Source organism: Nitrosomonas marina, assembly GCF_900111605.1.
Lineage (GTDB): Bacteria > Pseudomonadota > Gammaproteobacteria > Burkholderiales > Nitrosomonadaceae > Nitrosomonas > Nitrosomonas marina_A.
In genome coordinates this window covers 25,594-38,859 of record NZ_FOIA01000016.1, presented here as the reverse complement: position 1 = coordinate 38,859, position 13,266 = coordinate 25,594, and the positions used below count along the sequence as shown (strand labels likewise).

The window sequence follows — 13,266 nt, the reverse complement described above, 5'->3', positions numbered from 1 at the left end:
GCGACTAGGGTATTTTACTTGCAAACTAGGCTGGTTTTGTGCAGAATTCAGCTTGACTCGGCTTATGGGTTAATATTGGCTATATAGTAATCTCATATTACAGAATTGTTACAGCGCTTTAACAAACAGCTAAATAAAAAAGTAACAAGGGCAATATTGCTGATATAAATCCGAGGTCTGAATGATGGATTTAAAAGATAAGTGAAAAGCTTGCAAGTGATTTACTATCTATATTGAAGTAAATAATGTTTTTTAATTTTTTTAACAAGGGAGCTCCCATGGCTATATCTAGTGAAGACCAAACTAAACTTCTGAAAGGTGTTATAGGGCTTTTTGACGCTGCTGCAGGAAAGGAGATCAACGCGCAGCTGGAAAATGCTGTCGATAATGGTTTGTCAATTCCTGAAGTGTTAAATATCCTGACCACCAAAACGGAATTTACGGACGGTGTGATGGGTTCTGCAAGCACTTCAGCAGAACAGGCTGCCGTACTGGCCGGTAACTTTGGTTTGACGGCGGATGGCGTTGAGGGAAGCCCCGCAACGCTGGCAATCAATCATTTTGAAGCAGGCATTGATGGTGGTACGGAAATCGGCACGCTGGTCTACCAGGCAGTCGTATATCTGATGCAGCCAGAGCTGCCGGCAGAGTTTGCCGAAACGGCGCAACTGCTGGAAAACAAAGCGGCTGTGGCCAAGGCCTATAACGCAGAAGCATCAAGCTCCGATCTGGCGACCATGCAGGCTGTGCTGGATGATCCGCTGATTACAGGTTCAGGTCCTATTTCACAAGACGATATTGACCAGGTTCTGGCCAATGCCGGTGTTGGTATTCCTGGAAGTTTTACCCTGACGGCTGATACCGATATTGCATCAGCTAATACCTTTTTGGCTGGTTTGGTTTTCACACCTGGTGGAAATGATCGTATTAATGCACTGCAGGATGAGGATGAACTGACTGGTGTTGGCCCAAATCCAACATTAAATGCAACCCTGGGTAATGCAAACGACAACGGTGGCACAACGATTACCCCGACATTGAATAATATTCAAACCGCAAATCTGACATTCTCTGGTTCTGATGGATCTGAAGGGGGTGCGGTGCGCGCGTTGGATATGCAGGATGCCAGCGGATTGACTGCTATTAATATCAAGCGCGTTTCAGAAGCGGTTAACCGTGCAGAAGTGGGAAATATTCAAGATGCGACAGTTGATCAACTGTCTTTATCAAATACGAATGCGAATGATGATGGCACGGTTGAGTTTTCATATGCAGCGGGAGTGCTGTCAGGTGAAAACAGCGTGTCGATGGAAATCAACAATGTTCAATTGTTAAATCTCAATATTGGTCAAAATGCATCAGGCATTACAGGGCTGGGCGTTGCAGGCCAGGGCTATGAAAACGTAAATCTGAATAGTGCAGGTACTGCGTCAAACTCCATTGGTCTGTTGAGTCTGCCAATGGATACCGGCACCAATGGCAGTGTTGTCATTGAAGGCGAAGCGGATTTAAATCTGTCAGCTTCAAATGCGATTGTTGGACCAGATGGTGAAGAGGCCGTAGTGCATTTGGGCGGAATAGACCAAACTCAAGGCCGTCTTGCTACAGTTGACGCGTCAGGCATGACAGGTGCGTTGACATTAAACATTGGGCCGGGATTTGTTTCCACAGGTAAGGCTGATACATCCGGCGTTGATCAGGATGTGACAATCATCGGCTCTGCCGCTGACGATACATTCTACTTAAACGATCTGGTGCAGGCTGGTGATAGTATTTCTGGCGGAGAAGGCGCAGACACCCTGGTGGCATTCCAGGGTGGTGTGCTGGGCAGTGTTACTGGCGTTGAAACTGTCGATGTGCAGTTGTATAACGCGGATGTAAGGTTGGATATGAATCAGTTCCCTGATACCACAACCTTAAATGTGCGGAATATCTCTGACGATTCGAATTTTAATGCGACTGACCCTGGAACCGATCAGGTAGCAAGGTTTGATAACATGTCTGCAGCACAAGCCGCCGATATGCATATTCAGCACAGCACGACAGGTAATGGCGGCATCGTCGATACAACCATTGATGCAAGACTCGCCAGCGTGAGTGGTAATGATGAGTTGCTAAGCGTTTCAATCGATGAGGGCGTGAATTCTGACAAACGCTTTAACTTTACGGTCAAAACCAATCAAGTCGGCGGAAATGGCGTTGAAAACGTAACAATCATCGACAACGATTCAGAATCCAATTCAGTGGAGCTGACCAGCTTCGCGACACACAAGGGTACGATCACCATTCAGGGTGGTATTGCCGGTAAATTCCTGAACTTTGATGTGGATACGGCTGCAGCCGCCGGACTGGAAACAGATCTTGATGAAGCTACGATAGCAGCCCAGGAAGAGGGTGGAGACACCTACGATGCGGCCGAGGCTGACGATGTGATGGCGGCTGAAGCGGCAAATGGTCTGCAGGGTTTGGACTTGATCAGCACAACCGGCGGTACTGCCAATGGCCTGGGCCGACAGGATGTGGCTGCGCTTGACACCCAGGTGCGTGTTGTCGCTGGAACCATCGACGCCGCTGAAGCCGTTGGCGATATAATCGTGCGTGTCAGCTCAACAGCAGCCAATACTGATGGCGGACAAACCATTACCATGGGCGCGGGTGACGATACGGTAATTTTTGACGATGTTAGCCCCAGCTCAACCACGCGCGGTACAGCCGGCCTGACCAATGCAGATCACGTCTCAGGTGGTGACGGCGTTAACACGCTTGTTATAGATGGTAATGGTACTGATATCGTTATCCAGCAATCAGAATGGGATAATGTGGATGGATTCCAGAATCTGTATCTGGCGGGCAATGGCGCAGGTAATAAATACTTCATCCAGCTCGATAACGACATGATCGACGCAAATGGCGAAAACGGCGATATCGTCCATATTTCAAATGATGATGGCAGTATTGTTACCGTCAACCCGGATCCAAATGATGGCATTGTTGAGGGTAATGTCGATCGCCGCGTATCGAATAATGATGTGCGTATTGATGCTACAACGTTGTCTGCCAATAACCACTTCTCTTATGATGGCGAAGAAGGTACCGGTTCAACAGTAGACAGATTCGTGTTGAATGACGCCAACGCCAACGGCGGTAACATCATCGACGGTGGTGAAGCAGATATCAGCAACAACGTCGACGAACGTGATGCTGCGGGTAATCTGGTTCAAGCCGGTGCAGGTATCGCGAATAATGACGTGTTGGAGATTCGCAATACATCAACGCTGACAACCTCGGATCTTGCCAATATTAAAAATGTCGGCAATATCGTAATCAATAATGATCAGGCCACAACACAAACGCTGAATCTGACATTGAATAATACCGTGGTTGATGCACTGGTGGATGCAGGTCACGCAGCGACACCAAGCCAAACAGAAACATTGAATATCACAGCAAACGATGGACAGATGACTGATCCGGCCGGTACAGACCTTACGCCAATCGCAGCATCTGTGTTGAATATCAATGCAAGGGATCTGAATGGCGCATTCGGATTGAATATTACCGGAGACCAAAGTTTTGGTGGACTGGACAACATCGAGTTGACCATTGCATATGGTGGTGCCGGGCACGTGATTAATCTGGGTGGTGCGCAGGATAATCCGCTGACTGCAGAAGTCGAGAAAGATACCATTGACATCAATGGTCTCGATATCAATGGATCTGTAGCGTTTTATAACGATCCGTTAACACCGGGCGGCCGCGTTTACGTCTTCACTAACTCGACCGGCGCAACAACTCAACACGCAATTGCGAATTTCAACAATGTGGCGTTAACGCTTACGGATACCGACGATAATGAAGTAACCGCAGTACAAATTGAACCGCCAGTTGGTGATCCAGTGTTTGCTATCAGCGCAGATCAGGATTCAGTTGATGAGGGTAATTCGGCTGTATTTAGCGTGACCTCTGCAAATACTGAAGCGGGTGATACGATTGGCTATACCATATCAGGTGTGGATGCGGACGATGTGGACGGTGGTGAATTGACCGGCACGGCAACCGTAGATGCAGATGGTAACGCTACTATTTCAATTGGGGTGGCATTTGATGGTGTTGAAGAAGGTCAGGAAACCCTGACAGTAACACTGGATGGCGGTGCTAGCGCTAGCGTCACTGTAAACGATAGTGTTGAGCCGCCTGTACAGCCAGTGCCGGTAACCGATGACATTACCGCTGCTGATGGTGCTGAAGTATTTTCTTTAGCAGAAGATTACGTGGGACAATTTGAGATTACCGGATTTGATATAACTGAGGATTCGATTCAATTCGATCTTGATCCATCAGATAATGGTATAACGACGCTCGATGCTTTAAACGGCTTCGAATTGGCAGATGAGAATATTGTTGCTGTACAGCAGAATCAAATTACAGGTAGTACCTTTATCAATCTGGGTATTGATGAAGCAACCGGTAATGCGATTTCTCTGGAATTGATCGGTGTCGCCGATCCATCAACAGTAGCAATAGAGGTGATTTAATCGTTGTTCATCATTTGTGCTGCCGTATCCATTGTGATATAAAGGCAGCACATTAAAAGGTTCATACGGTTTCATTAAGGTTTTAGGATAATTTTTACAAAACTGGAGGCATTTATAATGGCTACACAGCAAAATGATGTAATTAATGTGCAACGAGGAAATCAAGCAGGCGTCGGTGGTGATGATACTTACATTTTATCACCTGCACTGATTGATGCAGATGCTGAAATCACCATATCTGATACGCAGGGTGCAAATAAAATCCAATTAATTGGCGGATTGGAAATTACGAGCTCTGTGGTGGCGAATGATACGGCGCAACTGACCTTAAGTAATGGCGCGGTAATCACGGTTCTGGGCGCATCAAGCTTTACATTTGAAATTGGCGGCAACCCGCTGACAGGCACACCGGGAACGTCAAGTGATTATAGTGGATTTGTAACAGATACATTAGGCACAACAGTACCAGGAGAAGGCGAAGATCCCAGCAATGGCGGAGCGGTCACTATTCCACCTGATACACCACCCGTTGATGAAACAGCGCCTGAATTCAGCAGCGCAGCGGCAGATGGCACAAGTGTAGTCCTGACCTACAACGAATCACTGGATGATAACAGTATTCCAGCATTGGGTGATTTCGAAGTACTGGTAGGCGGATCAGCTGCGACCATTAGTTCAGTGTCAGTTTCCGGTTCCGAAGTGACATTGACCCTGGATGCGCCGGTAAAAAGCACAGACACACTGACAGTTGCCTACACACAACCTGCAAGTAATCGCGTTCAGGATGATGCAGGCAACGATGCCGCATCGTTGTCGGCAACAGAAGTTACCAACAATACGGAACTGACTTTTACACTGACGCCAAGTGTAGAAAATGGAACTGAAGGAACAGATGTTACGTATACCGTAACAGCAAGCGAAGAATTGGCCTCAGATACCGACGTCGTGTTTACAGTATCGCCCGGAGATTCTACTGCGGCAGACCAGGGTACCAATACAACGAACCTGAATGACTTCGCAACAGGAACCTTTAACCCACAAACAGTCACTATTGCTGCGGGTTCTACAACAGCAACTTTCGCAGTGGCGGCAAAAAGCGATGGGCTGACGGAGCTGCCTGAAATGTATACTGTAACTGCAGAAGTCAATGGCACGACACTTGAAGAAGAAACGACCGTTAATGACGGCACATCGGGTGGCGGTGACGTGTTTGCGCTGACAGCAGCAACAGACGTATATAATGGTTCGGGTAATAACGATAGCATAATCGGTGATATCACTGCTGGTGGGCTAACAGTCAATGCAGCCGATCAAATCAATGGCGCCGGCGGTACGGATACATTTACAATATTTGGCTCCGGATTTACTCTGAGTGGAGCAACTCCAAGTCCAACTGGTGTGATTACCAATACTGAAAATTTGATTATTGATCATGTCGCGGATGCAGATCAAAATTTTTCCTCTTTGACAAAAGCCGCTACAGGTATAGAGAAGATTGCCATTAACAATGCATCAGCATTAAGTGCAGCTGCAGGTAGAACCATTACCACAACGACCGATCAAACGCTGCAATTGGCTACAGGTCCAACCAATGGTGCTGCTGGAGCCTTTCCTACTACCTGGGCGGGGCCCAATGATGCTGCTTTGAATCTGCATTTAAATGGATACCAAGGAGCAGCAACACCTCAGGCATTGACCATTACGGGTGGCGCATCAACGCAAACATTGAATATTATGTCAAACGGTGCTACGAATGCCATTAGCACATTGACAGGACCAGCAACGGTGCGTGACCATGTGGTCGGCGGTAGCCAACAGATAACGTATGCGCTGGCAGCAGCGGATGCGGCTGCATTAAATAATGTAAATGCAGGTACGAGCAGTGGCGGCGTCAATGTAAATGCAACTGCAGCGACAACCAAAGCCGGCTTCACATTTACTGGTGGTTCTGGGAATGATGCAATCACGTTTGCAGATGATAATCTTGGTGTTTTGACAGCGGGCAGTCAATTAGATGGCGGTGCCGGTACTGCTGATAAGCTGGGTATCTCAGATACAGTGATCAGTGCTAATGAACTGACCAAAATTAACGCTGCGCAGAATTTCGAAGTACTGGGGTTGAATGCCGATATAACGATTGATGGCTCTTCATTAACGACCATCAAATCATTTGCAATTGATACGGCAGCATTGACCAATACCATTTCCAATATAGCAACCGGCGCAAAAATCTCATTAAACGCTAGTTCAACAGCGCAAACGTATAGTAGCGCGGTAGGCGTTAATGATCTCGCGATTGATCTTAATAACGGAACAACAGCAACGGCATTAACGGTTGGTCAAACTGACGTAACGTTAACCTCAAATGGAACTGCGGGAGTTACAACCAACACTATCACCACCTTATCGAATGCTGATAACAGTGTGTATGACATTTCGGGTAATTCTAACCTTACCATTACCAATGCGACAGCCGCTACAGCAACAGGAAGTAAGTTTGACGCAGCTGATCTGACTGGCGCTTTAACAATTATCGGTAATCAAACAGCTTTTGCAGCTGGAAGCGGTCTTGGCGACATCCTGATAGGTGGTAGTAACAATGACAGCATTCAATCAAGCGTTAATGGCGCAACGATGACAGGTAATGGTGGTACCGATACCTTTATCGTTACGACAGCACTGGGTGGAACATCTACCACATTACTGGCTCCAACAATTACTGACTTCACCTTAGGTGAAACAATATCATTGGCTGCGGGTAATGGCATAAGTGAGTTTACCGCTGCTAAAGTTGATGTGTCCGGCGCCGCAAACCTTGCAGCAGCGCTTGATATTGCAGCCGCTGGTGATGGTGGTACGAACACGATAGTTGACTGGTTCCAGTTCGGAGGCAATACTTATCTCGTTCAAGATAATACTGCTGGCAACACATTTGCTGCAACGGATATTGCAGTTAAACTGACTGGACAATTAGATTTGTCTACATCAACATTTACCGATGGTGCACCAGATACATTGTTGTTTACCTAAGATGTAACTGGTTCAAAAAGATATAAAACTATCTTTGTAAATAAAAGTCCCTCAAATTTTATTTGAGGGACTTTTTTATGAGTAATAATATTTAAATCCAACTGCGAGTAGTACAACAAGGGGGGGCAGATCTTGCGTTAATAGAATTACGCTGTTCCAAACAAATTAAACAATCAATAAACATCAGGACCGAAATGGTGTCATAAATGATATGATTAGTCAGTAAACTGGTGTAGGAAAAAAGACATGGCGCTTGCGACAGAAGATATTGAAGAAATTCGCAATCTTATTATTGAAGTTTTAACAGAACGGCCTGATATGGCCAATAATAATGTTCGCTATGAGCTGGAAATCAGAGAAAGAATCGTTCGAGTTGAAGAAGAGTTAAAGCATCAGCGCGAACTGATGATCGAAGGTTTCAAACAAATGGAAAAACGATTTGAGCAGATCGAAAAACGATTTGAGCAAATCGACAAACGATTTGAACAGATCGACAAACGATTTGAACAGATCGACAAACGATTTGAACAGATCGAAAAACGATTTGAACATATCGATAAACGATTTGAGCATATCGATAAACGATTTGAGCAGGTTGATAAGCGATTTGAAGTATTAACTACCCGCATTGATCGTTTTATGGTTTGGTCTTTTACGACTACGCTTACGGTAGGTGGCATTGTTATTGCCGCCATCAAGTATATGCCTTAAGTATAAAATCCATTAGCTTGCAGTGACTGCCTAAGAGGTCATGTCGATTCGGCAAAATAAAATGAGGGCAGAAGTTGATTAAAAAAGGATCATAACTTTGATGCAACCTGTTTAATGCGCCCGCACATCCACCTGTGTTGTTTTAGCATGGAATTGAAAAATTATTATCATAGAGTGCACCTGCAGTTTAAGTAAATTGGATGTAATACTGACGGGTTCCTACCAGAGGGACTGTAAATTTAACGGTGTAACCGTCTGGTTCAAAAATATCCAATCAGTTTGTCCTTGAATTCAATCATAAAATGAATCAAAGCAGCTTTTCAGCTTCTTAACGGCGTCGGCCGAGGCGGTGTGCCAGCTCTTGCCGATATCCTGTGTAGATCTACGGGATTCAAGCCGGTTCATGGGCTTGTCAGCTTTCTCGTCACTATCCGATGTACCTTCCTCAGCTCGTAACAGTATCTGTAATTCCATTATTTGATATAAGGCTTGTCGATAAATTTTACACACACAATTGCAGCGATAATAACGCTGCTTCGGTGTCTGTTAGAAAAAAGCTGTATATTAACAGCAACTTGTGAAATGTGTTTCGCAAAGTGTGCATGGCTTTGTTATCAAAGTCAGGCATTCTTGACATGGCCAGGTGTCGTATATTTTTACATAAGGGTTATTCAGCCTGTGTTTTTTTCTAATGACATTGCCAAATTGAAAAGGTTATTCCAGTATTTATAAGGGATTGCAGGATTATATTGGACTTAGGTACAAATTTTGCTTGGATAATTATCATCAATACCCAAAAAACGTACTGACAAGTACAGTTAGTGTGGTCAATTGAAACCTTTTAATCAGAATGAATAAATCGGAATGGCGATAATCGAAGGAACAAATTCCAGTTATGAGGAGATAACTGGAACTGCTGGAGATGACACAATTGACCACAAAAATGGAGGCGCATTAATAGATGGCGGTGGCGGTACTGATACGATCGTTTATTTTGCCAACAGCGAAGATTTTTCCATGGTTGATTTAAGTGGCATCTTACGAATCCAACCAAAAGGCGGGTCGGTGAATGGCGATTTTGGGTCCTTTTATTCAGGAGTTGTGGAGTTGCGCAATGTAGAGAAAGCGCAATTTTTGGATAAGACGATAACGCTGCCACCACCGAGCAGCAATAATATTATTAAAGGAAGAAATTCCAATTATGAGGAGATAACTGGAACCGCTGGAGATGACGCAATTGATCATAAAAATGGTGGCGCATTAATAGATGGCGGTGGTGGTACTGATACGATCGTTTATTTTGCCAACAGCGAAGATTTTTCCATGGTTGATTTAAGTGGCATCTTACGAATCCAACCAAAAGGCGGGTCGGTGAATGGCGATTTTGGGTCCTTTTATTCAGGTACTGTAGAACTGCGCAATGTAGAGAAAGTACAGTTTCTGGACAAAACGATTGAGCTTGCCGGTCCAACAACTGGTACTTGGGCGATCGATCCGGAGAATACTGTGGTGTATGAGACAAGCGGTATTCTGAATTTCACGATAACGCGCCCGGACAACCGAATTGGATCGGAAGAAACGGTCTATATCAGCACAACGCAGGTGCATGGGAGCACTAACCAAGGGGATTATACGGGTTTGCTGAATCAACCCTATACATTTGGTGTGGGTGAGAAAGTATCGGCACCTATTCCGGTCACGCTTTTGAGTGACAGTATTAATGAGTCAGAAGAGAAATTTGGATTGATTGTGCAGGGTGATCCAACCCAGCCCCCTTCTGAATATCTGGCATCAACGACATTTACCATTCAGGATGGTCAAGTATTAGTAGATCTGGAAAAACCCAGTGAATCCGAGCTCGAATATTTTGCCCGCATTTTGGCCTATGATGATCGGCTTGCTACATTGGATAAATGGGCATCCATTCAGGTGCCGTTTGGTTACATAATTGATGAAGTATTTAATCAAGGAACATTTCAAGCGGTCGGACTAATAAGCGAGAGTAAAGCGCCGATATTGGCGATTCGTGGTACGGGCAGTGCTTTTGACTGGTTGGCTAATTTTGATATTAATGGTGTTGGGTATCAGGAATTTATTGATGCATGGAATAATAAAAACTTAGGGTTAAATAATAGTAAAGGTATAGAAGCCTGGTTAAAAGAAAACCCTGATCCGAGCATTACCGGCCATAGCCAGGCAGGCGCCCAGGCACAGTTGCTGGCTGCCGAAGCGACTTCCGATGGTATTTCACTTGGCAAGATCGTTACATTTAATTCCCCGGGCATCGCTGAACAATTCGTAACCAAATTCAATCCCGCATTTGTTGATAGTGTCAAACACTGGATTACCTCAGGGGATTTGGTGCAGCTTGCGGGTGACGACTATATTCCTGGCGATATTTTTAGATATAACTTCGATACAATTCTCAATTATGGAAACACGGAGATTCCAAATTATTTTAGTCAAGTTCTGACTGCACATACCAATCATTGGTCTAATGGGGTTCTTTATTCTAACCCTGATTTGGCAGGTGTCGCACCAGCAAATGATTATCGTGATTTTACCGGTAGCCTGACATTCTCCGGTTTTAGTAGTCCGAGTTTCAGTTATTTATATTCTGGTGGCAAATTCGATACAGACTATTTTAGTTTTTTATTGGCTACATCTCTATTAACATCGACTGCTGGAATTGCTGCAGGCGTTACATGGCCGCCAGCTGCAAAATTGGGCCCATATGTTGCCGATGCATTAATGGACCGCCAGTCGGCGGAAGATGCCAGAACAGATATAGGGGTGTTTTTGAAAATTCTATCTGAAATCCATGGATTTGGAGTGAAGATTCAGGGCTTTCTGGTGGCGATTAAAGATACTGTTGTTGAGGCCGTGAAGACGGCGAGCACATGGGTCAAAGATGTTTTAATAAACTGGACAGCAGACACTTGGGAAGGAATTGCAAGATTTTCCGCTGAGATTTGGCAAACAACGCGCGAATTGGCTACCGAGGCATGGCTTGCCATTTCAGAGTGGTCCACTAGCCAATGGGAAAACGTTAAAGACTGGACTGCTGGTGCGTGGCAAAAAACACTGGATTTTTCAACAAAAATCTGGACTGCAACAAAGACTGGCAGTAAAGCGTTTTTCGATTCAATTGTGAATCTGGGTTCACAAGTATTAGAGGCAACGGTGGCAGGTATCGACGCTGTAACAGATGCTGCCGGTAAAGTGTCCGCTGCAACGGTTAATACATGGAACAGTTTGAAAGATTCATCTATTGGCTGGAATTTTCTTTCCAAGAATAAAGATGCGACAGTTGTGCTTCCGGAAAGCAATGTCAATGAGAATGCTTCTTTGTTAGTGTCGAATTCATTAAAAGAAGCTGATTTAACTGAGAGTTTGGAAAGCAAGGATCAAGCGGCTATCTTCTTTGGAAACGGTCAGGGTGAGATTTTTCATGGTGGGAATAATGACGATTTATTTATTGGCGGTACAGGACGCGATACTTATAATTTGTGGCAAGCGCAAGAAGCTATTTTAGCTCAAGGCAGCGACATTATCGCCGGTACGGCGGAAGATCTGGATGGCGATACAGTCTACGGTTTTGCTGAAGATGACGCGATTTTTGTTGCGGATGCATTCTTTACGCTAAATAATCTGGAAGTAACGCCTGGCTCGGCCATCTTGAACGTCGATACGGATCAGGATGGCGTGTCAAATTTCACCTTAACCTTAAAAGGCGAATATGATCTGGACAAATTTGCTGTGGAGCCTCAGGAAACAGGCACGGTGATTCGTTACGATGTATTACAGCAGCCCGATGACGATAACAATGATTCTCCAGACCCTGATGCCAATATAGTCATCGCGCAACGCGGTGTAGTTTCCAGTGCAGCCGGTAATGATACCTATGTGCTGTCATCGGCTGTTGTGGATGATAATGCGCGTATCACCATTTCAGATAATCAGGGTGCCAATACCGTTCAATTGTTTGAAGGCTTGCGTATCGACAATTCAATTATTGCTTCCGATACTGCGCGGTTCGATTTAAGTAACGGAGCACAAATTACCATTCTTGGCGCTTCGTCATTCCACTATGAAACCAGTGGTGACCCGCTGGCCGGTACGACCGGGGATATTCATGATTACCCTAATTTTGTTGTCAACATACTTGGCAGCAGCGTTCCGCCAGCGGGTACAACCAATAGCGGTGACGCGATCACCATTAATGCCGATGGTACTGCAAGCGCTGGAACCAGCGGTTCAACGGGTGGAGGCACTGCCGGCCCAAATGATGACATTTTGATTGCACAGCGGGGCGTTGTTTCGAAAGCGGCCGGTGACGATACTTATGTGCTGTCATTGTCTACCGTTGATGACAATGCGAAGATTACCATTTCAGATAGCCAGGGCGCCAATACCGTACAATTGTTTGAAGGCTTGAGCATTGCCAGCTCGATTGTGGCTTCCGATACCGCGTTGCTGACGTTAACCAATGGCGCTGAGATCACCGTGTTGAGTGCATCGTCCTTCACCTATGAAACCGGCGGCAATCCACTGGCGGGCACATCAGGTCAAACAAACGGCTATACAAACTTTGTTGCCGGCATATTGGGTACAACGGTGCCAAACACTGGTGAAGCACCGGCTAACGGGGGCGCTGTAACCATTGATGCGGTGGCTTCATTCAATTCAGTATTTTCAGCACTATCAAATCAGGTTGTGGATGATGGCGCCATTGAATTAATACCTGGCGCTGCTGGTGTTGTCGTAAGCGAAATAATTTTGTAGGTTGATGTGCGATTATTCTTCCACTAGCGGTTCAATACCGCGGCATTGCAAGTTTACTGCGTTGATCGATGCAAAATATCGCAGCGTAGTATTTTGTTGCGTTGCGCACGATGTGCTGGATGGCTTGTGCATCCATAGGAATTATCACTTTTATTGAGAAATTAGTGTAATATTTTCAATTGGCTTAACATAATGAAAAGTCACA

At 45.3% G+C, this 13,266-nt stretch carries 5 protein-coding genes; 4 read left to right on the top strand and 1 reads right to left on the bottom strand.

The features are described 5' to 3' along the window. Positions 1-278 precede the first annotated feature (278 nt). The 3 genes from BMY62_RS08685 to BMY62_RS08675 all read left to right on the top strand — a co-directional run bounded on the left by BMY62_RS08685 (position 279) and on the right by BMY62_RS08675 (position 8,276). Complete coding sequence (locus tag BMY62_RS08685; RefSeq protein ID WP_143058778.1) at positions 279-4,535, top strand: beta strand repeat-containing protein; 4,257 nt, start codon at positions 279-281, stop codon at positions 4,533-4,535. A 117-nt stretch (positions 4,536-4,652) separates the two neighbouring features. Beyond that, on the top strand, positions 4,653-7,565 hold the full coding sequence (locus BMY62_RS08680; RefSeq protein ID WP_090658684.1) for a beta strand repeat-containing protein: 2,913 nt from the start codon (positions 4,653-4,655) through the stop codon (positions 7,563-7,565). 246 nt (positions 7,566-7,811) lie between these two features. Beyond that, positions 7,812-8,276 carry a hypothetical protein gene (locus BMY62_RS08675; RefSeq protein ID WP_090658681.1) on the top strand — a complete coding sequence of 155 codons (465 nt, stop codon included), beginning with the start codon at positions 7,812-7,814 and terminating at the stop codon, positions 8,274-8,276. A 291-nt stretch (positions 8,277-8,567) separates the two neighbouring features. Here the strand turns inward: BMY62_RS08675 and BMY62_RS08670 are convergent, their stop codons facing one another. Then, entirely contained in the window at positions 8,568-8,750 is a 183-nt protein-coding gene (locus BMY62_RS08670; protein ID WP_090658679.1) for a hypothetical protein, read from the bottom strand. A gap of 390 nt (positions 8,751-9,140) precedes the next feature. Between BMY62_RS08670 and BMY62_RS08665 the strand changes: the two genes are divergently transcribed. Then, positions 9,141-13,061, top strand: a complete 3,921-nt coding sequence (locus BMY62_RS08665; protein ID WP_090658678.1) for a Calx-beta domain-containing protein — start codon at positions 9,141-9,143, stop codon at positions 13,059-13,061. Positions 13,062-13,266 lie beyond the last annotated feature (205 nt).